Raw genomic sequence first — 24,914 nt, 5'->3', positions numbered from 1 at the left:
AGCGGTCCGACAATGTACGGAGGCTGTCTGGTGGAGCGCTCGTCCATGCTGGACCACTTCGCGGAGGAACTGCGGCTCACCCGGGCCGCCCACGGCATGTCCCAGGCGGCGCTGGCCGAGGCGCTGAGCTATTCGGGCGCACTCGTCGCCAAGGTGGAAACCTGCGAACGCCGGCCGAGCCTCGACTTCGCCCGCCGCTGCGACACGGTGTTCACCACCGACGGCCGCTTCGAACGAATCCAACGCCGAATCAGCCGGGAAACCGTGGTGCCCTGGGCGCGGGACTGGACGGCAGTGGAAGCTGAGGCGCGGGCGTTCCGTTGGTTCGAGCCGCTCTATGTTCCCGGCCTGCTTCAGACCGAAGAATATGCCCGAGCCATCCTGGTCGGTGCCGGGCTGTTCGGCGTCGACGAAATCGAACAACAGGTGGCCACGCGAATCGAGCGCCAGGTAGTGCTCACCCGGGAGCGGCCGCCGCTGCTCACTGCTGTCATCGACGAGTACGTGTTGCGCCGCAATGTCGGTCAGCCGGAGGTCATGTGTCAGCAGTTGCAGCACCTGGTGAAGCTCGGCACGACGTTGCCGCGAGTCCGTATCCAGGTGGTGCCACTGTCCGCCGGTGCCTATCCCGGCCTTGACGGCCCTTTCGTCATTGCCACCTCGCCCACTGGTGAGGACGTCGTCTACCTGGAAGGACAGCGCCACGGGCAGGTGGTCGACCGCACCGATTACCTGCGCGAGGTGGTTGAGGTATGGGAGTCGATCCGTGGTGAGACACTTTCCCAGCAGCAGTCCATCGAGTTGATAGGGGAGGTGGCGGAAACATGGACCTGAACGGTGTCCGGTGGCGCAAGAGCACCCGTAGCAATGGCGGTGGCGGGGCCTGCGTCGAGGTGGCGGACGAGCTTTCCGGCGTGGTGCTGGTGCGTGATTCCAAGGACCCGGGTGGGCCGGTGCTGGCCTTCGACCCGTACGCCTGGCGGGCCTTCGTCGCCGCGACGATCAGGAAGGCTTAGCGGACCCGCAGGGAACGGCGGCCCGGATCGCGAGGCGATGCCGGCACGCCCCGGCGGCGGGGGAGTGCCCGTCGTCACCTCTGCCGCTGCTCGGTGGTTAGGCGGCGGCTGTGTCGGGGCATGTCGGAGGGTGACATCCGCAGATCCCCGAGGAGGGGCGATGGCCTCCGACGAGACCCACGCCGACCGCGACGACGCGGCCACCGTCACCGCAGCCCGGCACGACCGGGACCGGTCGGGTGACCGGCGGTCCGGTGACGGCCCGTCGGGTGAGCCCGGGTCCCGTGACCGGCGGCGGGGCGACCGGCGGGAGGCCGACGCGCGTACCCGGCCGGTGGGTCCCGACGACGGCCCGGACAGCCCCACGGACCTGCACCGGGCGGACTGGAAGGCGGCGCTCAAGCGCACCGGGCGGGAGTTCCAGGAGGACAGCCTGACCGACTGGGCCGCCGCGCTGACCTACTACGGGGTGCTGTCGATCTTCCCCGGGATGCTGGTGCTGATCTCGATCCTCGGCCTGCTCGGCGAGCGGGCCACCAGCGGGGTCCGGGACACGGTCGGGCAGGTGGTGCCGGAGGAGAACATCCGCACCATCATCGAGACCGCGATCGACCAGGCCGGCCAGTCGGGTGGGTTGGCCAGCATCGCCGCGATCATCGGTCTGGTCGCCGCGTTCTGGTCGGCCTCCGGCTACGTGGGCGCGTTCATGCGGGCCTCGAACAGCATCTACGACGTGCCGGAGGGGCGGCCGGTGTGGAAGACCCTGCCCATCCGGCTCGGGGTGACCGCCCTGGTGGGGGTGCTGCTGCTCGCCGCCGCGGTGATCGTGGTCTTCACCGGCGGTCTCGCCGAGCAGGCCGGCAACGCGATCGGGCTCGGTTCCACGGCGCTGACGGTGTGGAACATCGCCAAGTGGCCGGTGCTGCTGGTGCTGGTCAGCCTGATGTTCGCGATCCTCTACTGGGCGTCGCCGAACGCCCGGCACGGCGGGTTCCGCTGGGTCAGCCCGGGTGGCGTGCTGGCGGTGCTGCTGTGGCTGCTGGTCTCGGGCCTCTTCGCCCTGTACGTCAGCAACTTCGGGTCCTACAACAAGACCTACGGTGCGCTGGCCGGCGTGATCATCTTCCTGGTCTGGCTCTGGCTGAGCAACATCGCGATCCTGCTCGGTGCCGAGTTCGACGCCGAGTTGGAGCGGGGCCGGGCCATCTCCGCCGGCCACGACCCGGACGAGGAGCCGTACGTCGAGCTGCGCGACGACCGCAAGCTGCGCAAGAAGCGCAACGCCGCCCCCGGCCGCTGACCCGGTCTCCGGGAGGCCCACCGGACCCACCGACCCCGCCCCGCCCCGCCCCGCCGCGTCGATCGTGGCGGGGCGGGGTCTTGTCATGTCCGGGGGCGATCAGGTAATGCTTCCTCCGCCCGATCCGGGCCCGCCGGGCGGTGTTCACCCGGCCTCGGTAGCAGGTCGTTGTGGAGATTTCTCGGTCTGTCAACCTTTTCTTGATCCACTAGTAGCTTTTGTTCGTTCGGACAAAAGTTGTCGGAGGAACGACCGAAGCTATGGACACGTGCCACGGAAGTCTCCTACTGTGTCGACCACAACACAACGGCGTGACGTCAATGTGAACCCTGAGGCGGAGGTGAGTCCCGTGCGGACGGCAGATCCCCTGCACGTGCAGCTGTTACGGCTGCTCCGTGACGAGGGGCCAGCGTCCCGGGCCGAGCTGGGTGACCGGTTGCAGATGCCCCGGCCCCGGCTCCTCGCCGAGTTGGAACGACTGGTCGGCCTGGGCCTGGTGGCCGAGGCCGGACTGGCCGCCTCCCGGGGTGGCCGCCGGTCGACCCTGGTCGAGCTGAACCCCCACCTGCGGTTCGCCGGCATCGACATGGGCGCCAGTTCGATCGACGTCGAGGTGGTCAACGGGCGACTCGAACCGGTCGCCGCGTACGCCGAGCCGGCCGACATCCGCTCCGGCCCGAAGGCCATCCTGCACCGGGTCAACGACCTGCTGCACAAGGCCCGGGTGGACGGGGCGTACGAGCGGCTCAACGGCGTCGGCATCGGCCTGCCCGGCCCGGTCAGCTTCCGCGACGGGGTGCCGGTCTCGCCGCCGATCATGCCCGGCTGGGACCGCTACCCGGTACGCGAGCTGATCAGCCGCGAGCACGGATGCCCGGCGGTGGTCGACAACGACGTGAACATCATGGCGATCGGCGAGCGGCACGGCGGGGTGGCCCACTCGGTCGACGACTTCCTCTTCGTCAAGATCGGCACCGGAATAGGGTGCGGGATCTACCTCAGCGGCGAGGTCTACCGGGGCACCGACGGCTGCGCCGGCGACATCGGGCACATCCAGGCCGAAGCCGGCGGACCGGCCTGCACCTGCGGAAACGCCGGTTGCCTGGAGGCCGTTTTCAGCGGGGCGGCGCTGGCCCGGGAAGCCTCCATCGCGGCGCGCACCGGCACCTCGCCGGCGCTGGCCGAGCGGCTCGCCGCCCGGGGTGCGGTCTCCGCCCGCGACGTCGCCGAGGCGGCGGTCGAGGGCGACGTCACCTGCATCCAGCTCATCCGCGACGGGGGCCGCCGGGTCGGGCAGGTGCTCGCCGGCCTGGTCAGCTTCACCAACCCGTCGATGATCGTCATCGGTGGCGGGCTGGCACACCTCGGGCACATCCTGCTCGCCGAGATCCGCAGCGTGGTCTACCGCCGTTCGCTGCCGCTGGCCACCGGCAACCTGCCGGTCGTCCTGTCCGAGCTGGGACCGCGCGCCGGAGTGGCCGGCGCGGCCGTCCTCGCCAGCGACGTCGCCTTCGGGGAGGCATCATGAGCACCGAGTCGCATTCCGCCGCCGGGGACAAGGCCCCGCTGGTCGAGGCGCCCGCCGACACCGTCGCCGGTGAGGTGGTGCTCCGGCTGACCGACGTGGTCAAGACCTTCCCCGGCGTCCGCGCCCTCGACGGCGTGCAGCTCGAGGTGCGGGCCGGCGAGGTGCACTGCCTGCTCGGCCAGAACGGCGCCGGCAAGTCCACCCTGATCAAGGTGCTCGCCGGGGTGCACCGCCCCGACTCCGGCCAGGTGGAATGGCGCGGCCAACCGGCGCACTTCGCCAACCCGCAGGCCGCCATGCGTGCCGGCATCGCCACCATCTACCAGGAACTCGACCTGGTCGAGGACCTGTCGGTCGCCGAGAACGCCTTCCTCGGGCACGAGCCGAAGGTCGCCGGTTTCGTCAGGCGCGGGCTGATGGCCCGGCGTACCCGGGAGATCCTGAGCCGGCTCGGCCACGGCGAGATCCCGCCCGGCCGGATGGTGCGGGCGCTGCCGGCGGCCGGCAAGCAGGTGGTCAGCATGGCCCGCGCACTGTCCCACGAGGCCCGACTGATCATCATGGACGAGCCGAGCGCGGTGCTGGCGCACGACGAGGTGGACAACCTCTTCCGGATCATCCGGGAACTCACCGCCCAGGGCATCGCGGTCATCTACATCTCGCACCGGATGGAAGAGATCCGCGAGATCGGCGACCGGGTCACCGTACTCAAGGACGGCCGGACCACCGCGGCGAACCTGCCGGCCCGCGACACCCCGACCCGCGACCTGGTCGCCCGGATGACCGGGCGGACCATCGAGTACGTCTTCCCGGACCGCCCGACCGCGCCCGCCACCGGCGACGACCTGCTGCGGGTCGAGCGGCTGAGCCGGACCGGCGAGTTCGCCGACGTCTCGCTCAGCGTCCGTCCCGGCGAGATCGTCGGCATCGCCGGGCTGGTCGGCTCCGGCCGCTCGGAACTGCTGGAGACGATCTACGGTGCCCGCCGCGCCGAGTCCGGCACCATCCGAATGGGCGGGCGGACCCTGCGGCCGGGCAGCGTCGGCGCGGCCGTGCGGGCCGGCATGGGCATGGCACCCGAGGAACGCAAGAGTCAGGCGTTGCTGCTCGGCGAGCCGATCCACCGCAACGTCACCCTGGCGACCTTCACCCGGTACGCCCGCCTCGGCTTCACCAACGCCGGGCGGGAGCGGGCCGAGGCGGAACGGATCGCCGACGACCTCCAGCTCCGGCCCAACGACGTGCGCCGGGCGGTACGCACCCTCTCCGGCGGCAACCAGCAGAAGGTGGTGGTCGGGCGCTGGCTGCTCGGCGACACCCGGTTGCTGCTGCTCGACGAGCCGACCCGGGGGGTGGACGTGGGGGCCCGTGCCGAGCTGTACCGGGTGATCCGCGGCCTGGCCGCCCAGGGGGTCGGCGTGCTGCTGGTCTCCAGCGAGGTGCCCGAGGTGCTCGGCCTGGCCGATCGGGTGCTGGTGATGCGGGAGGGCCGGATGGTGCGCGAGGCGCCCGCCGGCGAACTGGACGAGAACACCGTGCTCGACCTCGTCATGGCGGGGTCTCTGATGGAAGGCGCGCCGGCATGAGCGAGCGCAGTGGACATAACGAGGTGACGGCATGAGTGAGTCGACCGGGACCGCGACGCCGGACCGGCCGGCGGACCTGCCGGCGCAGTCCCCGCCGGTAGATCCGGCCGTGACGGCGTCGCTCAAGGAGAAGCCGAGGACTGGCGGGTTGTCCTTCTGGAGCGGCGACGGCGGCGAGGGCGCGAAGCGTAACCTCGGCCTGATCGGCGTGCTGGTGGTGCTGGTCGTGATCGGTGCCGCGACCCGCTGGGACCTCTACTCCAACCCGGACTGGGTGTGGGGCAACACGCTGACCATCCTCAAGCTCGCCTCGGTGGTCGGGGTGGTCACCGTCGGGATGACCTTCGTGATTATCGGCGGCGGCATCGACCTGTCGGTCGGCGCGATCGTCGCCCTCGCCGGGGTGTGGGCGACCACGGTCGCCACCCAGAGCTACGGCGCGGGCGGCATGATCTTCACGGCGATCGTGGTCGGTGTCGCGGTCGGCCTGGTCAACGGGATTCTCATCTCCTACGGCCGGCTGGTGGCGTTCATCGCCACGCTGGCCATGATGGTCGCCGCCCGGGGTCTGGCCGCCCAGATCTCCGGCAAGCAGACCCAGGTGTCGAACAACTCCTTCATCAACGGCATCGCCAGCACCGACCTGCTCGGCATCCCGCTGCTGGTCTACATCCTCGCCGCCGTGGTCGCCGCCGGTTGGGTGCTGCTCAACCGCACCACCTTCGGCCGGCGTACGGTCGCCGTCGGCGGCAACCCGGAGGCGGCCCGGCTCGCCGGGATCAACGTCCGGCGGCACACCCTGCTGCTCTACGCGCTCTCCGGGCTCTGCTGCGGCATCGCCGCGATCATGCTGACCGCGCAGGCCAACTCCGCCCAGGCGGCCATGGCCAACCTGTACGAGCTGGACGCGATCGCCGCGGCCATCATCGGCGGCACGTTGCTCAGCGGCGGCCGGGGCACCATCGTCGGCTCCCTGCTCGGGGTGCTGATCTTCTCCACCATCACGAACCTCTTCGCCATCAACGGCCTGTCCACCGAGGCCCAGAACATGGTCAAGGGCGGCATCATCGTCGGCGCCGTCCTGATCCAGCAGGTGCAGTTCCGCAGCGTCACCCAGTTCCTCAGCCGCAACAAGCTGACCACCCCCGCCTGACCTGGTCGCGTCGCCCCACCGGGCGCGTCCCGCCCCTCCGCATCACCGCATTCCGGCGGCCACCGACGGTGGCCGGGATCAGCACAGCCTTTTTCACCCCCACCATCCGTCATTTCCTGGAGGTCGTCATGACCCAGCCCCGTGACCTGTCCCGTCGCCGGTTGCTCTTCGGCGGCGCGGCGGTCGGCGCCGGTGTGCTCCTCGCCGGTTGCACCAGCAACGAATCCGCACCGACCGCGGCGCAGACCAAGGCGGCCGACAACGCCGACGGCGGCAACGCCGCCCCCGGCAAGAAGGTCACCGTCGGCTTCTCCGCCCCCGCCGCCGACCACGGCTGGATCGCCGCCATCACCAACAACGCCAAGGCGCAGGCCGGCGCGTACTCGGACGTGGACTTCAAGACCGTCGAGGCCGGCGCGGACGCGGCGGCCCAGCGGGCGGCGCTGTCCACCCTGGTCGCCCAGAAGCCGGACGTCATCGTGGTGCTGCCGCACGACGGCAAGGAGCTCAACGCGTTCGGTCTGGAGGCGATGAAGGCCGGCATCCCGGTGGTCAACCTGGACCGGGCGTTCCCCGACGCGCTTGCCTACCGGCTGCAGATCATGGGCGACAACTACGGCATGGGCGTGGCCGCCGCGAACTTCATCGTGGCGCAGCTCAAGGCCAAGGGCGTCAGCAACCCGATCATCGGTGAGATCCCCGGCATCGACTCGCTGGAGCTGACCCAGCAGCGGTCCAAGGGCTTCGCCGACACCCTGGCCACGGCCGGGTTCAAGGTGGCCAACCGGCGGCCGGCGGAGTTCACCGCCGACTCCGGCCAGCAGGCGGCCACCGGCCTGTTCCAGGCCCTGCCGAAGATCGACGCGGTCTGGAACCACGACGACGACCAGGGCATCGGTGTCCTGGCCGCGGTCAACCAGGCCAACCGCAAGGAGTTCTTCATGGTCGGCGGCGCCGGCTCGAAGAAGGCCATGGAGGACATCCAGGCCGACAACACGGTGCTCAAGGCGACCGTGACCTACAGCCCATCGATGGCCTCCTCGGCCATCTCCCTGGCCCGCCTCATCGCCCAGGGCAAGGGCATGTCCGACCTGGTGGAACTCCAGGTGCCCAAGGAGATCGTGCTCGCCTCGGAGACGATCACCAAGGAGAACGCGAGCAACTACCTCAAGCTCGGGTTCTGATACACGGGGGGAGACCCACCTTGTCCACTCACGACAGCGAACTCCGGATCGGCATGATCGGGTACTCGTTCATGGGCGCCGCGCACTCACAGGCGTGGCGCACCGTGAACCGGGTGTACGACCTGCCCGCCCGGGTTCGGATGGCGAAGATCTGCGGCCGGGACGCCGCGAAGGTCGCCGAGGCAGCCGACCGGCTGGGCTGGGACGCGCACACCACCGACTGGCGTGCCCTGGTCACCTCGGACGACATCGACGTGGTCGACATCTGCACACCAGGTGACAGCCACGCCGAGATCGCCCTCGCCGCGCTCGCCGCCGGCAAGCACGTGATCTGCGAGAAACCGCTGGCCAACACGGTGGACGAGGCGCGGGCGATGACCGCCGCCGCGGCCACCGCGGCAGCCGCCGGGGTCCGGTCCATGTGCGGGTTCAACTACCGCCGGGTGCCCGCCGTCGCCCTGATGCGACAGCTCGTCGCCGAAGGACGGCTGGGGACGATCCGGCACGTCCGGGCGACGTACCTGCAGGACTGGATCGTCGATCCGCAGTTCCCCCTGGTCTGGAGGCTGGAGAAGGACAAGGCGGGCTCCGGTGCCCTCGGTGACATCGGCGCGCACATCATCGACCTGACCCAGTACGTGACCGGGCAGCGGATCACCGGGGTCAGCGCCGTGACCGAGACGTTCGTCAAGGAGCGTCCGCTGCCGGGCGCGTCCAGCGGCCTGGCCGCCGAGGTCGACGGTACCGCGACGGCGACCGGCACGGTCACCGTCGACGACGCCGCGATCTTCGTGGCCCGGCTGGACGACGGGGCACTGGCCACGTACGAGGCGACCCGGTTCGCCACCGGCCGCAAGAACGCCCTCCGGGTGGAGATCAACGGTTCGCTCGGTTCGGTGGTGTTCGACCTGGAACGCCTCAACGAACTGGAGTTCTACGACGCCACCCGGCCGACGGCCGAGCAGGGGTTCGCCCGCATCCTGGTCACCGAGGCCGAGCACCCGTACATGGCGGCCTGGTGGCCGCCGGGCCACATCATCGGCTACGAGCACTCCTTCACGCACGAGATGCGCGACTTCGTCGAGGCGGTCGCCAACGGCGTCGACCCGACCCCGTCGTTCGCCGACGCGTTGCAGGTCCAGCTCGTGCTGGATGCGGTGACCCGCTCGGCGGAACTCGGTTCCCAGTGGACCGACGTCGAGCCGGCCCTGGCCGCGCTCGCCGTCTGACCAGCCACCTCCGCCGCCGACCGGCGAGGGACCGGCCGCGGTTGCGCCCCGCGGCCGGGCCGGGGTCGGTGTCGGAGGGCGTGCGCCGGGCCGTCGGCCCGGGGCACGCGCACGTCGGCCGTCCGGTGCGGCCGGACCGGGATTCCCCGGTCGCACCGGAGGGCCGCCTGTTAGAACATAGATGAACGTGATTCGATAAATCGGATCACCGACCACAGTCGTCCGGCCGGAGGCGCGCCGCCGCCATCGGCCGGATGCGGGGAGGCAGGGCCGAGACGCCGAACCGGCCCTGCCTGCCAGCCCCGTCCGCACGCCGTACGGGAACCGGATGCGGTGACGATGCCGCCGACGTCGTCGCCGTGCCCGGTGCCATCCCGAACGACGGGCGGGCGGGGCCACCCCGCGCCCCACCCTACGACTCGACCGACGCGACGTTTCCACCCGACGGAAGGAGCACCATGAGAACGGGTGTCTGGCTGGTGGGAGCGCGCGGTTCCGTCGCGACCACCGCCATCGTCGGGGGCCTCGCCCTGCGGGCCGGTCTCACCGGCCCCACCGGCTGCGTCACCGAACTTCCCGACCTGCGCGGGCCCGCCCTACCCCCCTTCGCCGACCTGGTCTTCGGCGGTCACGACGTGGCCACCACGCCGCTGACCAAGCGGGCCGAGGCGCTCGCCGCCGCCGGGGTGCTGCCCGGCCGGCTGGCCACCGCGCTCGCCGCCGACCTGGCCGCCGTCGAGGAGGACCTGCGGCCCGCGCCCACCGGCGGCAGCCAGGCCGACCGGGCCGCCGCCATCGCCGCCGAGCTGACCGCGTTCCGCGACCGGCACCGGCTGGACCGGGTCGTGGTGGTCAACGTCTCCGCCACCGAACCCGCCCCCGGCACCCACCCCGGCCACGCCGACCCGGACGGCCTGCGGGCCGCCCTCGCCGGCACCGACGAGGTGCTGCCACCCAGTTCGCTCTACGCGTACGCGGCCGTCGAGGCGGGCTGCCCGTACGTCGACTTCACCCCCTCCACCGGGCTGCGCCTGCCGGCGCTCGCGGCGCTGGCCGCCCAGCGCGGCCTGCCGTACGCCGGGCACGACGGCAAGACCGGGGAGACCCTGGTCAAGTCGGTGCTCGCCCCGATGTTCGCGATGCGTCACCTCGCGGTGCGCTCCTGGTCCGGGGTCAACCTGCTCGGCGGCGGCGACGGGGCGACCCTGGCCGAGCCGGGCGCCAACGCCGCCAAGGTGGACAGCAAGCAGCGGGTCCTCGGCGAGACCCTCGGCTACGTGCCGCAGGGCGGCACCCGGATCGACTACGTCGAGGACCTCGGCGACTTCAAGACCGCCTGGGATCTGATCACCTTCGCCGGGTTCCTCGGTACCGGGATGCGGATGGAGTTCACCTGGCACGGCTGCGACTCCGCGCTGGCCGCCCCGCTGGTGCTCGACCTGGCCCGGCTCACCGCCGCCGCGCACGCCGCCGGCCGGGTCGGCCCCCTGCCCGAGCTGGCGTTCTTCTTCAAGGACCCGATCGACTCGCCCACCCACTCGCTCAGCGCGCAGTGGCAGCGGCTCGTCGACTTCGCCCGGGAGCTGCACGCCGGCGGTGCCGGGTGACCAGCCTGGCCGACCTGGCCGAGCTGGTCCGGGCGCCGGCCGCGCTGTCCGTGCCGGGGGACCTGGTGGCCGGGGCGGCGGCGGCCGGGGTGCTCGGCCCGCGTACCGCCGGGCTGGCCGGCGCGTCGGTGCTGCTCTACTGGGCCGGGATGGCCGCCAACGACTGGGCCGACCGGGGGCTGGACGCCGAGGAACGCCCGGAACGGCCCATCCCGAGCGGTCGGATCACCCCGGCCGCCGCCGCCGGGGTCGCCGCCGGGCTCACCGCCGCCGGCCTGGGCCTGGCCGCCGCCGTGGGCGGTCGCCGCGCCGCCGCCGTCGCGCTCCCGCTCGCCGCCACCATCTGGGGGTACGACCTCGCGGCGAAGAACACCGCCGCCGGTCCCGCCGTGATGGCCGCCTGCCGGGGGCTGGACGTGCTGCTCGGCGCGTCACCCGGGCGGCCGGTCCGGGCGTTGCCGGCGGCGCTCACCGTCGCCGCGCACACCTGGACGGTCACCGCCCTGTCCCGGCGTGAGGTCAGCGGCGCCGACGCGGCGCTGCCCCGGCGCACCCTCGCCGGCACCGCCCTGGTCGCGCTGGCCGCCACCACCCTGCCCCGCCGCACCGCCGCGTCCCCGCGCCCCGGGGCCGCCACCGCGTCCCCGCGTCCGCTGGCCGCTGAACCGGCCCCGCGCCCCCGGGCCGGGATGGTCGCCGCCGCGCTGCCGGTCGGCCTGGCCGGCTGGTACGTCGCCCGGTACGGCGGCGCGCAGGCCCGGGTCGCCGCCGAGCCCACCGCCGGCCGGGTCCGGGCCGCCGTCGGGGCCGGCATCACCGGGCTGCCCTCGTTGCAGGGTGCGCTCACCGCGCGGGCCGGCGCCGGGCTGGTCGGCGCGCTGGTCGCGCTCGCCGCGCCGCTGGGCGGCCGGTTGGCCCGGAAGCTCTCCCCGACATGACCACCCCACCGCCCACCACCCCCGCCGACCGGCCGGCCCCGCAGCGGCTGCGGTTCGGCTACGGCACCAACGGGTTCGCCAACCACCGGCTCGACGACGCCCTGACGGTGCTGGCGGACCTCGGCTACGAGGGGGTCGCGCTCACCCTCGACCACGACCACCTCGACCCGTACGCGCCGGGACTGGCCCGTCGGGTCGACGCGGTGGCGCACCGGCTGGCCGCGCTGGGCCTCGGCGTGGTGATCGAGACCGGTGCCCGCTACCTGCTCGACCCGTGGCGCAAGCACGCCCCGACGCTGCTGCACGACGACCCGGCCGGCCGGATCGACTTCCTGCAACGGGCGGTGCGGGTCGGTGCGGACCTCGGCGCGGAGGCGGTCTCGTTCTGGGCCGGGGTGCGACCCGGCCACGTCCCGGTGGAGGTGGCCCGGGACCGGCTGGTCGCCGGCTGCGCCACGGTGGCCGCCGCCGCCGACCGGGCCGGGGTGACCCTGGGCTTCGAGCCGGAGCCGGGGATGCTGGTCGAGGACATCGCCGGCTGGCGGTGGCTGCACCGGGCCCTCGGCGAACCGGCGTGCTTCGGCATCACCCTCGACATCGGACACTGCCGCTGCCTGGAGTCGGCGACGGTGCCGGACTGCGTCCGCCAGGTGGCCGACCACCTGGTCAACGTGCAGATCGACGACATGCGCCGGGGCGTGCACGAACACCTGGAGTTCGGCACCGGCGAGATCGACTTCCCGCCGGTGCTGCGGGCCCTGGCCGACGGCGGCTACCGGGGACTCGTCGCCGTGGAGCTGCCCCGACACTCGCACGCCGCACCCACCGTGGCGGCCCGGTCGCTGGACTTCCTGCGTACCGCCGCCCGGGACGCCGGTCTCGCGGCGGGCGCACCACCCGTGCCCGCCGGCACCACCGGGGCGGACTGACCACCGCCGACCGTACTCACCTGGGGAGGGAAGACGGATGACTCCGGATCGACTGCGGGCCGCGCTGGAGGGCGCACCCGGTCCCGACTGGCTGGACACCGCGCTGCGGCACGTCGCGGCCGAGCCCGACGCGGTCGCGCGGTACTTCCCGGCCGCCGCCCGCCGGTGCGGCCGGCACGAGCTGCCCGGCGCACCCGGCTGGAGCGCCGACGAGGCGGCCCGCGCGCTGCTGCTGGCCGCCCTGCCCGCCGACCGGGCCGCCGGGCAGGTCGAGCAGGTCTACCGGTACGGCGACGCCGCCGAGAAGCGGGCCGTGCTCAAGGCCCTGCCGCTGCTGCCGATCGGCGACGCCGGGGTGCCACTGCTGCACGACGCGATCCGCACCAACGACACCCGGCTGGTCGCCGCCGCCCTCGGCCCGTACGCCAGGCACCTGACCGCCGACGCCTGGCGGCAGGCGGTGCTCAAGTGCGTCTTCATCGGGGTGCCGCTGGCCGTCGTCGACGATCTGGACGGCCGGGCCGACGGGGAACTGGCCACCATGCTCGCCGCGCTCGCCGCGGAACGGCACGCCGCCGGTCGGCAGCTCCCCACCGACGCCACCGCACTGCTCGACCGGCTCACCATCAGGGAGGCGTGAATGCGCATCTTCGACCCCCACATCCATATGACGTCGCGGACCACCGACGACTACGAGCGGATGGCCGCCGCCGGGGTCCGCGCCGTGGTCGAGCCGGCCTTCTGGCTGGGGCAGCCGCGCACCAGCGCCGCCTCCTTCGCCGACTACTTCGACTCGCTGATCGGCTGGGAACCGTTCCGGGCCGGCCAGTTCGGCGTCCGGCACCACGCCACCGTGGCGCTGAACCCGAAGGAGGCCAACGACCCCCGCTGCCGGCCGGTGCTCGACCTGCTGCCCCGCTACCTGGAGAAGGACGCCGTGGTCGCGGTCGGCGAGATCGGCTACGACGACATGACCCCGGCCGAGGACGAGGCGTTCGCCACCCAGCTCGCGCTGGCCGTCGACCACGACCTGCCGGCCCTGGTGCACACCCCGCACCGGGACAAGGCGCGCGGCGTCGAACGCAGCCTCGCGGTGGTCGCCGAGAGCGGCATCGCACCGGGCCGGGTGGCGCTGGACCACCTCAACGAGGTGACCGTGAAGCTGGCCCGGGACAGCGGGTGCTGGCTGGGCTTCTCCATCTACCCGGACACCAAGATGTCGCCGCCGCGGATGGTGGAGCTGCTGCGCACGTACGGCACCGAGCGGATGCTGGTCAACTCGGCCGCCGACTGGGGCCGGTCCGACCCGCTGCTCACCCGGGCCACCGGCGAGGCGATGCTGGCCGCCGGGTTCACCGACGACGACGTCGACCTGGTGCTCTGGCGCAACCCGGTGGAGTTCTACGGGCAGTCCGGCCGGCTCGACCTGACCGACCTGGACACCCCGACCAGCGGCACCTTCGAGGGCAACTCGATCCTGCGCGGCGGCGACTGATGCGGCTGCGGCACGCCGACGGCAGCACCGTCCACCTCGGCTACTGCACCAACGTGCACCCCGCCGAGGACACCGCCGGCATCCTCGCCCAACTCGACACGTACGCCCTGCCGGTGCGGGAGGCGCTCGGCGCGGACCTGCTCGGCCTGGGGCTGTGGCTGGCCGCCCCGGTCGCCGCCGAGCTGGCCGCCGACCCGGCCGCCCGTCGCCGGTTGCGCGCCGAGCTGACCCACCGGGGGCTGGAGGTGGTCACCCTCAACGGTTTCCCGTACGCGGCCTTCCAGGCCCCGGTGGTCAAGGGCGCGGTGTACCACCCGGACTGGACCACCGGGCAACGGCTGCGCTACACCCTCGACCTGGCCCGGGTGCTCGCCGACCTGCTCCCCGACGACGCCGCCCGGGGCTCGGTCTCCACCCTGCCGCTGGCCTGGCGGCACCCCTGGGACAGCGCGCACGCCGAAGCGTCCCGACGCCGGCTCGACGCGCTCGCCGCCGGCCTGGCCGAGGTGGAACGCGACACCGGCCGCCCGGTGCGGGTCGGCTTCGAACCCGAACCGGGGTGCGTGGTGGAGAGCAGCGGGCAGGCCGCCACGCTGCTGGCCGGCCTCGACCCGGACCGGCTCGGGATCTGTCTCGACCTGGCCCACCTCGCCTGCGCCTGGGAGGAGCCCGTCGCGGCGCTGGCCCGGCTGCGCGCCGTCGGGCTACCGGTGGTCAAGGTGCAGGTGTCCGCCGCGCTGGAGTCGGCCGACCCGGTCGCCGACGCCGAGGCGCTGGGCCGCTGGGTGGAGCCGAGGTTCCTGCACCAGACCCGGACCGCCGGCTGCGCCCATGCCGCCGACCCGGCCGATCCGGCGTACGCGGCCGACGACCTGGACGCGGCGCTGACCGCGCGGCTGCCCGGGGCGTGGCGGGTGCACTACCACGTGCCGCTGCACGCCCCGCCCGAGCCGCCGCTGACCTCCACCGTGCCGGTGCTGCGCGCCGCGTTGGCCGCGCTGCTCGCCGGCCCCACCGCCGGCTGCGACCACCTGGACGTCGAGACGTACACGTGGGGGGTGCTGCCGGCGGCGCGGCGGCCGCGCACCGACGCGGAGCTGGCCGTGGGCATCGCCGCCGAGCTGGCCTTCGCCCGCGACGAACTGGTCACCCTCGGCCTCACCCCGGCCGAGCGAGCCGTCCCGACGACCCTGGGAGTACGACGATGAGCGAGCGTCACCGACCCGGTACGACGAGGTGCCACCGCCGCGCCGGACGCAGCGGGGTGTCGGCATGAGCCGCCGGCTGGTGGTGCTGGACGTGGTCGGCCTGACCCCCCGGCTGCTGGCCCACATGCCCCGGCTGCGCGCCGTCGCCGAGCAGGGGTTCTCCGCCGGACTGGGCACCGTGCTGCCGGCGGTGACCTGCTCGGCGCAGGCCACCCTGCTCACCGGTGAAAAGCCGTCCGGGCACGGCATCGTCGGCAACGGCTGGTACTTCCGCGACCTCGGCGAGGTGCTGCTGTGGCGGCAGCACCACGCGCTGGTCGGCGGGGAGAAGGTGTGGCAGGCGGCCCGCCGGGTCGAGCCCGGCTACACGGTGGCCAACGTCTGCTGGTGGTACGCGATGGGCGCGGACGTCGACTGGACCGTCACGCCCCGTCCCATCTACTACGCCGACGGGCGCAAGGAACCGGACTGCTGGACCGACCCGCCGGAGCTGCACGACACTCTCACCGACGCGCTGGGCACCTTCCCGCTGTTCACCTACTGGGGGCCGGGCGCCGGGCTGCCGTCGTCCCGGTGGATCTGCCGGGCGGCCGAGCGCATCCTCGCCGACCACGCCCCCGACCTGACCCTGGTCTACGTCCCGCACCTCGACTACGACCTGCAGCGCTTCGGGCCGTCCTCGCCCCGGGCCGCCGCCGCGGCGGCGGAGCTGGACGCGGTGCTCGCCCCGCTGCTGGACGCCGCCCGGGCCGCCGACGCCACGGTGGTGGCGCTGTCCGAGTACGGCATCACCGACGTCTCCCGTCCGGTGGACGTCAACCGGCTGCTGCGCGCCGAGGGACTGCTGCGGGTCTACACCCAGGACGGCATGGAGTACCTGGACCCGTGGACGTCGCGGGCGTTCGCCGTCGCCGACCACCAGGTCGCCCACGTCTACGTGAAGGACCCGGCGGACGTGGCGGCGGTGGCGAAGCTGTGCGCCGGGCCGCCCGGGGTGGCCGAGGTGCTCGACGCCGAGGGCAAGGCGGCGGCCGGGCTGGACCACGAGCGGGCCGGTGAACTGGTGCTGGTGGCCGAGTCGGACTCCTGGTTCACCTACTACTACTGGCTCGACGACGCCCGCGCGCCTGACTTCGCCCGGAACGTGGAGATCCACCGCAAGCCCGGGTACGACCCGGCGGAGCTGTTCTTCGACCCGGCCGCGCCGGGTGCGGCGAAGCGGCGGGCGGGGGTGGCGCTGGCCCGTAAGAAGCTCGGCATGCGCTACCTGATGAGCGTGGTGGGTCTGGACGCGGGGGCGCGGGCGGTGCGCGGTTCGCACGGCCGGTTGCCGGCCGACCCGGCGGACGGTCCGGTGCTGCTCTGCTCCGACCCGTCGCCGGCCCGGGACACCTTCGCCGCGACCGAGGTCAAGGCGCTGCTGCTGGAGCTGGCCGGGCTGGGAGCCGGTGCCGACGGGGCGTCGGCGGCCCCGACCGGCCCGCCGGGCGCGGGGGAGCGGCGGTGACGCTCACCGCCGCCCCGACCGACGCCAGTGAGCTGCGCACCCGTTTCGACGCCGAGTTGGTGGCGTTCCTCGACCGGCAGGGCCCGGACTGGCCGGACGGTGCCCCGCGCGGCATCTTCTCGGCCCTGCACCGGTTCGTGCTGGCCGGCGGGAAGCGGCTGCGGCCGCTGTTCTGCTACTGGGGTTGGCGGGGGGCCGGGGGCGTGGACGACCGCCCGATCGTGGTGGCGGCGGCGGCGTTGGAGCTGTTCCACGCGTTCGCGCTGATCCACGACGACATCCTGGACGGCAGCGACCACCGCCGGGGCGCGCCGTCGGTGCACCGGGTCTTCGCCGAGCTGCACACCCGTTCGGCGTGGCGGGGCGACCCGGAGACGTACGGCCGCAACACCGCGTTGCTCTGCGGGGATCTCTGCGCGGCCTGGTCGGACCAGATGTTCCACGAGTGCGGGATGACCTCCGCGCAGATCTGGCAGGGGTACCGGGTCTTCGCCCGGATGCGGACCGAGGTGATCGCGGGGGAGTACCTGGACCTGGTGTCCGGGGTCGGGGACGGCTCGGTGGCCAGCGCGCTGACCGTGATCCGGATGAAGGCGGCCCGGTACACGGTGACCAGGCCGTTGCAGATCGGTGCGGCGCTGGCCGGGGCTCCGGCCGAGCTGATCGCCGCGCTCGTCGACTTCGGTGACCCGCTGGGTGACGCGTTCCAGCTCCGCGACGACGTGCTGGGGGTCTTCGGTGATCCGGCGGTGACCGGCAAGTCGATCCTGGACGACCTGCGGGAGGGCAAGCCGACGGTGATGATGGCGATGGCCCGCGACGCCGCCGACCGGGCCCAGGCCGCCCGGCTGCGGGACCTGTTCGGCAATCCCGAGCTGGATGCGGCGGGCGCCGCCGAGCTGCGGACGATCATCGAGGCGACCGGGGCGCGGGAGAAGATCGAGCGGTTGATCCGGGTCCGGGCCGACGCCGCCCGGGTGGCGCTCGCCCAGGTGCCGCTGGCGGAGCCGGCCCGCACCGCGCTGGCCGCGCTGGCCGACCAGGCCGTGCACCGGCGGCACTGAGCCGTCGTCGCCCCGGCCCGGGCAGCGGTGCGGGGTGTGCATCCGGCGCGGCGGGACCGGCGCGGCGGCCGGTCTTTCATCAGATGTATGTGGGTTCCCGCGCGGGTTTCGGGTGGCCGGGGTGGGGGCTTCATCTGATGAAAACCCACAACGGTGGGCAGAGGGTATGGACATTGATATAGGTCACCATTAATGTTTGTGGCATCACGGGCATGTTTCGTCAAGGTGAACCGGCGGCGCGGTAACCCCTCGGCGAGAGACCTTCCGCCGGGCGTTCCGCGCCCCGGCCGAGGTGCTGACCGGCCGACCGGGACACCCCGGCCGTCCGGCCTGCCCTGCCACACCCCACCACTCCACCCCACCACCCCGGCATCCGGCGCGGCGGCACGCGTCCCGCCCTGGCCGTGATCCGTCAGGAAGGGACAGCCCTCCAATGTCCATAAAGGACTCCACCGGTCACCGTTCCCGACGGTGGCTACCCTCCGCCGCCGCGTTGCTGCTGGCCGTCACCGCCGGCACGGTCGCCGCCACCACCGGCCCGACCGCCCCGGCCGCGGCCCACACCATCAACGCCAGCGACTTCCAGCAGGTCGAGCTGGCCCGGGGCGTCAACGAGATGGGCGAGCCCATGTCGCTGGCCGTGCTGCCGGACCGGTCCGTGCTGCACACCGCCCGCAACGGCACGGTGCGACGCACCGACGCCGCCGGCACCACCCGGACCATCGGCACGATCCCCGTCTACACCCACGACGAGGACGGGATGCAGAGCCTCGGGGTCGACCCGAACTTCGCCACCAACCGGTTCATCTACCTCTACTACGCGCCGCCGCTGTCCACCCCCGGTGGCGACGCGCCCGCCACCGGCAGCAACTGGTCGGCCTGGCAGGGCGTGAACCGGCTGTCCCGGTTCACCCTGAACGCCGACTTCACCATCAACATGTCCAGCAAGGTCGACATCCTCGACATCGGCACCGACCGGGGCATCTGCTGCCACGTCGGCAGCGACATGGACTTCGACGCCGCCGGCAACCTCTACCTGTCCACCGGCGACGACAGCAACCCGTTCGACTCCGCCGGCTACTCGCCGCTGGACGAGCGCACCAACCGCAACCCGGCGTACGACTCCCAGCGCAGCGCCGGCAACACCAACGACCTGCGGGGCAAGCTCCTGCGGATCAAGGTGAACGCCGACGGGACGTACTCGATCCCGAGCGGGAACCTGTTCCCCCCGGGCACCGCGAAGACCCGCCCCGAGATCTACGCGATGGGCTTCCGCAACCCGTTCCGGATCAGCGTCGACAAGGCCACCGGCGTCGTCTACGTCGGCGACTACGGGCCGGACGCCGGCAGCACCAACGCCAACCGGGGCCCCTCCGGCCAGGTCGAGTTCAACCGGGTCACCGGCCCCGGCAACTACGGCTGGCCGTACTGCACCGGCACCAACACCACGTCCGAGACGTACAACGAGTGGAACTTCGCCACCAACTCGACAGGCCCGAAGTTCAACTGCACCGGCGGGCCGACCAACAACTCGTTCCGCAACACCGGTCTGACCACCCTCCCGCCGGCCAAGCCCTCCTGGATCAAGTACGGCGGCGACTCCGGCAGCCCGGCCGCGTTCGGCAGCGGCTCCGAGTCGCCGGCCGCCGGCCCGGTCTACCGGTACGACCCGAACAACCCCTCGGCGACGAAGTTCCCGCAGAGCTTCGACGGGCTGTTCTTCGCCACCGAGTTCGGCCGGGGCTGGGTCAAGCCGATCCACGTCAACGCCGACGGGTCGCCCGGCACCATCGACAGCTTCCCCTGGGTGGGCAAGCAGGTGATGGACTCCGCGTTCGGTCCCGACGGGGCGTACTACCTGCTCGACTACGGCACCGGCTACTACAACGGTGACGCCAACTCGGCCCTGTACCGCTTCGACTACGTCGGCGTCGGCAACCGGGCGCCGGCCGCCCGGGCGAGCGCCGACCGGACCTCAGGACCCGCGCCGCTGACCGTGAACTTCTCCTCGGCCGGCTCCGCCGACCCCGAGGGCGGGGCGCTGACCTACTCGTGGGCGTTCGGCGACGGCACCACCTCCACGGCGGCCAACCCGACGAAGACCTACACCACGGACGGCTCGTACACCGCGACGCTCACCGTGCGGGACCCGCAGGGGGCGACCGGCACGAACAGCGTGACGGTCAACGTCGGCAACACCGCCCCGACGGTCACCATTACCGGCCCGGTCGACGGCTCGCTGTTCTCCTTCGGGGACACGGTGCCGTTCAGCATCACCGTCACCGACCCCGAGGACGGCACGGTCGACTGCACCAAGGTCAGGATGACCTACGTGCTCGGCCACGACCAGCACGGTCACCAGATCTCCTCGGTCAACGGCTGCTCCGGCACGATCACCATCCCGGTCGACGGCGAGCACGACGACGCGGCGAACATCTTCGCCATCTTCGACGCCGAGTACACCGACGCCGGTGGGCTCACCACGCACACCCAGCACACCCTCCAGCCCCGGCACCGGCAGGCCGAGCACTTCAAGACCTCGTCCGGCGTGACCCTCTACGACAAGACCCCCGCCGAGGGCGGCAAGACCGTCGGCAACATCGAGAACGGGGAGTGGATCGGGTTCTCCCCGTACCAGATCGGCAACGTCACCTCGTTCACCGCCCGGGTTTCCTCGGCCGGTGCCGGCGGCACCCTCCAGATCCGCGCCGGCTCGCCCACCGGCACCGTGCTCGGGCAGGCCAGCGTGCCGGTCACCGGCGGCTGGGAGACCTTCACCACCGTCACCGGCACGGTGTCCGGCGCACCCACCGGCACCACCACGCTCTATCTGACCTTCGCCGGTGGCAGCGGGCTGCTCTACGACCTGGACGCGTTCACCCTGAACACCGGCACCGTCCCGCCGCCGACCAACGGCACCGGGCCGATCAAGGGGCTGGGCGGCAAGTGCCTGGACGTGCGTAACGCGGCCACCGCCGACGGCACCCAGGTGCAGATCCTCACCTGCAACGGTGGGGCCGGGCAGACCTGGACGGTCACCCCGAACGGCCCGATCAAGGCGCTGGGCAAGTGCCTGGACGTCAACGGCGGCGGCACCGCCAACGGCACCAAGATCCAGCTCTGGAGCTGCACCGGTGGCAGCCCGCAGGTCTGGTCGGCGCAGTCCGACGGGACGCTGCGCAACCCCGCCTCGGGCAAGTGCCTGGACGTCTCCGGCAACAACTCGGCCGACGGAACCGTGGTCCTCCTGTGGACCTGCAGCTCGTCCGCGGCCAACCAGAAGTGGACCCTGCCCTGACCTGACGGGCGCGGGACCGGCGGTGTCCGGTCCCGCGCCCCCGGCGTACTGGAGCACGACATGAAACTCCTCCGACCGATTCTCGGCGCGGCCACCGCCGTCCTCGCCGCCCTCGCCTGCACCGCCCCGGCCACCTCGGCGTCCGCCGCCGACGCCGCCTACGACGTGCTCGTCTTCTCCAAGACCGCCGGTTTCCGGCACGACTCCATCGCGGTCGGCACCCAGGCCATCCGCGACCTCGGGGCGGCGAACAACTTCACCGTCACCGCCACCGAGGACGGCGGCCAGTTCACCACCGCCAACCTCTCCCGGTTCGAGGCGGTGATCTTCCTCAACACCACGGGTGACGTGCTCAACGCCAGCCAGCAGAGCGCCTTCGAGTCGTACATCGCCGCCGGTGGCGGGTACGTCGGGGTGCACTCCGCCGCCGACACCGAGTACGACTGGCCGTTCTACGGCAACCTGGTCGGGGCGTGGTTCGCCTCGCACCCGGCGATCCAGCAGGCCACCGTACGGGTGGAGGACCGCGCGCACGCGGCCACCGCCCACCTCGGCCCGACCTGGCAGCGCACCGACGAGTGGTACAACTTCCGCACCAACGCCCGCTCCACCGCGCACGTGCTGGCCAACCTCGACGAGTCGTCGTACTCGGGGGGTGGGATGGGGGCCGACCACCCGCACGTGTGGTGCAAGACGTACAACGGTGGCCGGTCGTTCTACACCGGCGCCGGGCACAACCAGTCGGCGTACTCCGAGCCGGCCTTCCGCGCCCACCTGCTCGGCGGCATCCGGTACGCGGCCGGCCGGACGAAGGCCGACTGCCGGCCCGAGACCGGCTACACCGCGCTCTACAACGGTTCCACCAACGGCTGGTCGCAGGCCGGGCCGGGCAGCTTCACCAACTCCAACGCCACCCTCAGCTCCGTCGGCGGGCTGGGCATGCTCTGGTACAGCGCGAAGCAGTTCACCAACTACTCGCTCAAGCTGGACTGGAAGGTCGACGGGGACGACAACTCCGGCGTCCTGATCGGCTTCCCGCCGTCGAGCGACCCGAACTCGGCGATGGACAACGGCTACGAGGTGCAGATCGACGCCACCGACACCGCCGACCGGACCACCGGCTCGGTCTACTCGTTCCAGGCCGCCGACCAGGCCGCCCGGGACGCGGCGCTGAACCCGCCGGGGGAGTGGAACACCTACGAGCTGCTGGTCGAGGGGGAACGGCTCCAGGTCTTCCTCAACGGGACGAGGATCAACGACTTCACCAACACCAACCCGGTGCGCTCGCTCGCCGGCCACATCGGCATCCAGAACCACGGCACCGGCGACGACGCCTCGTTCCGCAACATCCGGATCAAGGAGCTGGGCGGCACCACGCCGACCAACGGCACCGGCCCGATCAAGGGTCTGGCCGGCAAGTGCCTGGACGTCCGCAACGGTGCCACCGCCGACGGCACCCAGATCCAGATCTTCACCTGCAACGGCAGCGCCCGCCAGACCTGGACGGTCACCCCGAACGGCCCGATCAAGGCGCTGGGCAAGTGCCTGGACGTCTCGGGCGGCGGCACCGCCAACGGCACAAAGATCCAGCTCTGGACCTGCACCGGTGGCAGCCCGCAGGTCTGGTCGTCGCAGTCCGACGGCACCCTGCGCAACCCGGCGTCGGGCAAGTGCCTGGACGTCTCCGGCAACAACTCGGCCGACAACACCGTGGTCCTGCTCTGGACGTGCAGCTCCTCCGCCCCCAACCAGAAGTGGACCCTCCCCCAGTAACCCCACCCGGCCCCGTCCCACCCGACCGCCGGCCCGCCTGCCGCCGACAGGCGGGCCGGCGGCCGGACTGAGCATCGGTGATCAAGAGGTTTGCGTCACACGGATCGCCCCGTCGTGACGCAAACCTCTTGATCGTCGTGGGCGGGTGGGTGGGTGGGGGAGAGGGGTTTCGTGGGGGGTGGGGTGGGCTTAGAGTGGTGGGCGGCGACCTGTGGGTGGCCGGTGACCCGACGGGAGGCGCAACCCGTTGGGCCCAGGTGCGTGTGCACCCACCGGTGACCCGGCACGGCCGTCGACGCACCGGCCCGGCCCGGTCACCCTCGCCCCGGTCAGCTCAGGAATCCCCACCACAACAGGGGAGACAGACGATGGCGCGACCGATCACGCTCTTCACCGGCCAGTGGGCCGACCTGCCGTTCGACGAGGTCTGTCGACTCGCCTCCGAATGGGGCTACGACGGGCTGGAGATCGCCTGCTGGGGCGACCACTTCGAGGTCGACAAGGCGCTCGCCGACGACTCGTACGTCGAGCGCAAGCGGGAGACGCTGGCCAAGCACAACCTGAAGGTCTTCACGATCTCCAACCACCTGGTGGGCCAGGCCGTCTGCGACCACCCGATCGACGAGCGGCACCAGGACATCCTGCCCGCCCGGATCTGGGGCGACGGCGAACCCGAGGGGGTACGCCGGCGGGCCGCCGAGGAGATCAAGGACACCGCCCGTGCGGCGGCGAAGCTCGGCGTGGACACGGTGGTCGGCTTCACCGGGTCGTCGATCTGGCACACGCTGGCGATGTTCCCGCCGGTGCCGCCGGCGATGATCGAGCGCGGCTACCAGGACTTCGCCGACCGGTGGAACCCGATCCTCGACGTCTTCGACGAGGTGGGGGTGCGGTTCGCCCACGAGGTGCACCCCAGCGAGATCGCGTACGACTACTACACCACCAAGCGGACGCTGGAGGCGATCGACCACCGGCCCGCGTTCGGGCTCAACTGGGACCCGTCGCACTTCGTGTGGCAGGAGCTGGACCCGGTGAACTTCATCTTCGACTTCGCCGACCGGATCTACCACGTCGACTGCAAGGACGCGAAGGTGCGCACCGGGGACGGTCGGCGTGGCCGGCTCGCCTCCCACCTGCCCTGGGCCGACCTGCGGCGCGGCTGGGACTTCGTCTCCACCGGCCACGGTGACGTGCCCTGGGAGGACTGCTTCCGGGCGTTGAACGCCATCGGGTACACCGGGCCGATCTCGGTGGAGTGGGAGGACGCCGGGATGGACCGGCTGGTCGGCGCGCCGGAGGCGCTGGAGTTCGTCCGCCGGCTGGCGTTCGACGCCCCGACGGCGGCGTTCGACGCGGCGTTCAGCAGCGGCAAGGACTGAGACACCCGTCGGGCCGGTCGCCACGCGGCGACCGGCCCGACGACGTACGGACGATCAGAGGGTGCTGCCGTTGGTGCCGGTGCCCGGCGCCTTCGGCTTCGGGGTGGTGGTGGTCGAGCTGGTCGGGCTGACGCCCGACTTGGCGCCGACGGTGGCCGGGGTGCCGGCGAAGGCGTCGTCGGCCGGGGTCAGCTCCGGCTTGCCGCCGTTGCCGGTGTGCAGCTTCTCGCCGAGCTTCGACTGGCCGAGCTTGTCCTTGCCCTCGCTGTACAGGCGGGTGGCCTGGGCCTGGGCGACCCCGGCTGCCTCCTGGACGGTCGGGTGGTCGAGCACCTTGCGGCCCCGCACGACCAGCTCCTCGTACTTCTCCCGGCCGGCACGGGCGCCCAGGACGAAGCCCGCAGCCAGCCCGCCAAGAAACATGATCTTTCCGCGCATGGCGGCTCCTTCCGTACCTGACGCTCCCGTCGCTCCCGCCGGTGGTGCCCGGTCGGGACCGACCATCGTCGCGCCCCACGTTTTCCTCGGTCGACAGCTAACTACCCATCCTGCTCCGCAGTCATACCTGGTTGTGCCGGGATGACGAATTGTCCGCATTGTGAGCGTAGATCGTTCCGGGCGGTAGCGCGGTGGTCGAATGCGGTAACCCCCTGGACCGAACCCCCCCGAAGTCCTGTACTCTTGTGCCGTCGCCGAGCGCCGGAGAGATCCGGAACGACG

Annotated in this window: 20 protein-coding genes; 19 read left to right on the top strand and 1 reads right to left on the bottom strand. The window is 72.3% G+C overall.

What is annotated here, in order from left to right; all coding sequences use genetic code 11:
- The first annotated feature begins 30 nt into the window (after positions 1 to 30).
- The 19 genes from ACN261_RS01815 to ACN261_RS01725 all read left to right on the top strand — a co-directional run bounded on the left by ACN261_RS01815 (position 31) and on the right by ACN261_RS01725 (position 24,194).
- On the top strand, positions 31 to 834 hold the full coding sequence (locus tag ACN261_RS01815; RefSeq protein ID WP_421483685.1) for a helix-turn-helix domain-containing protein: 804 nt from the start codon (positions 31 to 33) through the stop codon (positions 832 to 834).
- Positions 825 to 1,016: a DUF397 domain-containing protein gene (locus ACN261_RS01810; protein ID WP_421483684.1), complete on the top strand. Its 192-nt coding sequence runs from the start codon at positions 825 to 827 to the stop codon at positions 1,014 to 1,016. The genes ACN261_RS01815 and ACN261_RS01810 overlap by 10 nt, the downstream gene beginning before the upstream one ends.
- A gap of 160 nt (positions 1,017 to 1,176) precedes the next feature.
- Positions 1,177 to 2,316 (top strand): YihY/virulence factor BrkB family protein, encoded by a 1,140-nt coding sequence (locus ACN261_RS01805; RefSeq protein ID WP_421483683.1) that lies wholly within the window; start codon positions 1,177 to 1,179, stop codon positions 2,314 to 2,316.
- A 349-nt stretch (positions 2,317 to 2,665) separates the two neighbouring features.
- The gene (locus tag ACN261_RS01800) at positions 2,666 to 3,844 is read left to right on the top strand and encodes an ROK family transcriptional regulator (protein WP_204926331.1); all 1,179 of its coding nucleotides are present in this window, start codon (positions 2,666 to 2,668) and stop codon (positions 3,842 to 3,844) included.
- Positions 3,841 to 5,430, top strand: coding sequence for a sugar ABC transporter ATP-binding protein (locus ACN261_RS01795; protein ID WP_421483682.1), 1,590 nt, complete (start codon positions 3,841 to 3,843; stop codon positions 5,428 to 5,430). Before ACN261_RS01800 ends, ACN261_RS01795 begins: the two co-directional genes overlap by 4 nt.
- Before the next feature lie 31 nt (positions 5,431 to 5,461).
- Positions 5,462 to 6,583 carry an ABC transporter permease gene (locus ACN261_RS01790; protein ID WP_421483681.1) on the top strand — a complete coding sequence of 374 codons (1,122 nt, stop codon included), beginning with the start codon at positions 5,462 to 5,464 and terminating at the stop codon, positions 6,581 to 6,583.
- A gap of 128 nt (positions 6,584 to 6,711) precedes the next feature.
- On the top strand, positions 6,712 to 7,767 hold the full coding sequence (locus tag ACN261_RS01785; RefSeq protein WP_421483680.1) for a substrate-binding domain-containing protein: 1,056 nt from the start codon (positions 6,712 to 6,714) through the stop codon (positions 7,765 to 7,767).
- A 20-nt stretch (positions 7,768 to 7,787) separates the two neighbouring features.
- Entirely contained in the window at positions 7,788 to 8,996 is a 1,209-nt protein-coding gene (locus ACN261_RS01780; RefSeq protein ID WP_421483679.1) for a Gfo/Idh/MocA family protein, read from the top strand.
- A gap of 458 nt (positions 8,997 to 9,454) precedes the next feature.
- Positions 9,455 to 10,603 carry an inositol-3-phosphate synthase gene (locus ACN261_RS01775; protein ID WP_425848071.1) on the top strand — a complete coding sequence of 383 codons (1,149 nt, stop codon included), beginning with the start codon at positions 9,455 to 9,457 and terminating at the stop codon, positions 10,601 to 10,603.
- Positions 10,600 to 11,541: an SCO3242 family prenyltransferase gene (locus tag ACN261_RS01770; protein ID WP_425848068.1), complete on the top strand. Its 942-nt coding sequence runs from the start codon at positions 10,600 to 10,602 to the stop codon at positions 11,539 to 11,541. The genes ACN261_RS01775 and ACN261_RS01770 overlap by 4 nt, the downstream gene beginning before the upstream one ends.
- The gene (locus tag ACN261_RS01765; RefSeq protein ID WP_425848065.1) at positions 11,538 to 12,470 is read left to right on the top strand and encodes a sugar phosphate isomerase/epimerase family protein; all 933 of its coding nucleotides are present in this window, start codon (positions 11,538 to 11,540) and stop codon (positions 12,468 to 12,470) included. Before ACN261_RS01770 ends, ACN261_RS01765 begins: the two co-directional genes overlap by 4 nt.
- A gap of 37 nt (positions 12,471 to 12,507) precedes the next feature.
- Positions 12,508 to 13,110 (top strand): EboA domain-containing protein, encoded by a 603-nt coding sequence (locus ACN261_RS01760; protein ID WP_421483675.1) that lies wholly within the window; start codon positions 12,508 to 12,510, stop codon positions 13,108 to 13,110.
- Positions 13,111 to 13,965: a TatD family hydrolase gene (locus tag ACN261_RS01755; protein WP_204926338.1), complete on the top strand. Its 855-nt coding sequence runs from the start codon at positions 13,111 to 13,113 to the stop codon at positions 13,963 to 13,965.
- On the top strand, positions 13,965 to 15,173 hold the full coding sequence (gene eboE / locus ACN261_RS01750; RefSeq protein ID WP_425848061.1) for a metabolite traffic protein EboE: 1,209 nt from the start codon (positions 13,965 to 13,967) through the stop codon (positions 15,171 to 15,173). Before ACN261_RS01755 ends, eboE begins: the two co-directional genes overlap by 1 nt.
- A gap of 64 nt (positions 15,174 to 15,237) precedes the next feature.
- On the top strand, positions 15,238 to 16,680 hold the full coding sequence (locus ACN261_RS01745) for an alkaline phosphatase family protein (RefSeq protein ID WP_425848059.1): 1,443 nt from the start codon (positions 15,238 to 15,240) through the stop codon (positions 16,678 to 16,680).
- Positions 16,677 to 17,744, top strand: coding sequence for a polyprenyl synthetase family protein (locus tag ACN261_RS01740; RefSeq protein WP_421483672.1), 1,068 nt, complete (start codon positions 16,677 to 16,679; stop codon positions 17,742 to 17,744). Before ACN261_RS01745 ends, ACN261_RS01740 begins: the two co-directional genes overlap by 4 nt.
- Positions 17,745 to 18,177: 433 nt before the next feature.
- A complete protein-coding gene (locus ACN261_RS01735) occupies positions 18,178 to 21,042 on the top strand; it encodes a carbohydrate-binding protein (protein WP_421483671.1) in 2,865 nt (954 codons plus the stop codon).
- 60 nt (positions 21,043 to 21,102) lie between these two features.
- Entirely contained in the window at positions 21,103 to 22,815 is a 1,713-nt protein-coding gene (locus ACN261_RS01730; protein ID WP_425848055.1) for a ThuA domain-containing protein, read from the top strand.
- A gap of 368 nt (positions 22,816 to 23,183) precedes the next feature.
- A complete protein-coding gene (locus ACN261_RS01725) occupies positions 23,184 to 24,194 on the top strand; it encodes a sugar phosphate isomerase/epimerase family protein (RefSeq protein WP_421483669.1) in 1,011 nt (336 codons plus the stop codon).
- A gap of 54 nt (positions 24,195 to 24,248) precedes the next feature.
- On the opposite strand, the gene ACN261_RS01720 is transcribed toward ACN261_RS01725, so the two are convergent.
- On the bottom strand, positions 24,249 to 24,632 hold the full coding sequence (locus tag ACN261_RS01720; RefSeq protein WP_204926344.1) for a hypothetical protein: 384 nt from the start codon (positions 24,630 to 24,632) through the stop codon (positions 24,249 to 24,251).
- Between the last annotated feature and the right edge of the window lie 282 nt (positions 24,633 to 24,914).

This window comes from Micromonospora sp. WMMD723 (assembly GCF_049863385.1).
Taxonomy (GTDB): Bacteria; Actinomycetota; Actinomycetes; order Mycobacteriales; family Micromonosporaceae; genus Micromonospora; species Micromonospora wenchangensis.
The sequence above is the reverse complement of the archived record's forward strand: the minus strand, read 5'-3'. Positions and strand labels throughout refer to the sequence as shown.

What these genes read in the sequence shown, in the direction of transcription:
- ACN261_RS01785 (WP_421483680.1), top strand. Translation starts at nt 6,712, where the DNA reads ATGACCCAGCCCCGTGACCTGTCCCGTCGCCGGTTGCTCTTCGGCGGC.
- ACN261_RS01725 (WP_421483669.1), top strand. Translation starts at nt 23,184, where the DNA reads ATGGCGCGACCGATCACGCTCTTCACCGGCCAGTGGGCCGACCTGCCG.
- ACN261_RS01795 (WP_421483682.1), top strand. Translation starts at nt 3,841, where the DNA reads ATGAGCACCGAGTCGCATTCCGCCGCCGGGGACAAGGCCCCGCTGGTC.
- ACN261_RS01745 (WP_425848059.1), top strand. Translation starts at nt 15,238, where the DNA reads ATGAGCCGCCGGCTGGTGGTGCTGGACGTGGTCGGCCTGACCCCCCGG.
- ACN261_RS01790 (WP_421483681.1), top strand. Translation starts at nt 5,462, where the DNA reads ATGAGTGAGTCGACCGGGACCGCGACGCCGGACCGGCCGGCGGACCTG.
- ACN261_RS01805 (WP_421483683.1), top strand. Translation starts at nt 1,177, where the DNA reads ATGGCCTCCGACGAGACCCACGCCGACCGCGACGACGCGGCCACCGTC.
- eboE (WP_425848061.1), top strand. Translation starts at nt 13,965, where the DNA reads ATGCGGCTGCGGCACGCCGACGGCAGCACCGTCCACCTCGGCTACTGC.
- ACN261_RS01760 (WP_421483675.1), top strand. Translation starts at nt 12,508, where the DNA reads ATGACTCCGGATCGACTGCGGGCCGCGCTGGAGGGCGCACCCGGTCCC.
- ACN261_RS01755 (WP_204926338.1), top strand. Translation starts at nt 13,111, where the DNA reads ATGCGCATCTTCGACCCCCACATCCATATGACGTCGCGGACCACCGAC.
- ACN261_RS01810 (WP_421483684.1), top strand. Translation starts at nt 825, where the DNA reads ATGGACCTGAACGGTGTCCGGTGGCGCAAGAGCACCCGTAGCAATGGC.
- ACN261_RS01720 (WP_204926344.1), bottom strand. Translation starts at nt 24,632, where the DNA reads ATGCGCGGAAAGATCATGTTTCTTGGCGGGCTGGCTGCGGGCTTCGTC.
- ACN261_RS01775 (WP_425848071.1), top strand. Translation starts at nt 9,455, where the DNA reads ATGAGAACGGGTGTCTGGCTGGTGGGAGCGCGCGGTTCCGTCGCGACC.
- ACN261_RS01765 (WP_425848065.1), top strand. Translation starts at nt 11,538, where the DNA reads ATGACCACCCCACCGCCCACCACCCCCGCCGACCGGCCGGCCCCGCAG.
- ACN261_RS01735 (WP_421483671.1), top strand. Translation starts at nt 18,178, where the DNA reads ATGTCCATAAAGGACTCCACCGGTCACCGTTCCCGACGGTGGCTACCC.
- ACN261_RS01730 (WP_425848055.1), top strand. Translation starts at nt 21,103, where the DNA reads ATGAAACTCCTCCGACCGATTCTCGGCGCGGCCACCGCCGTCCTCGCC.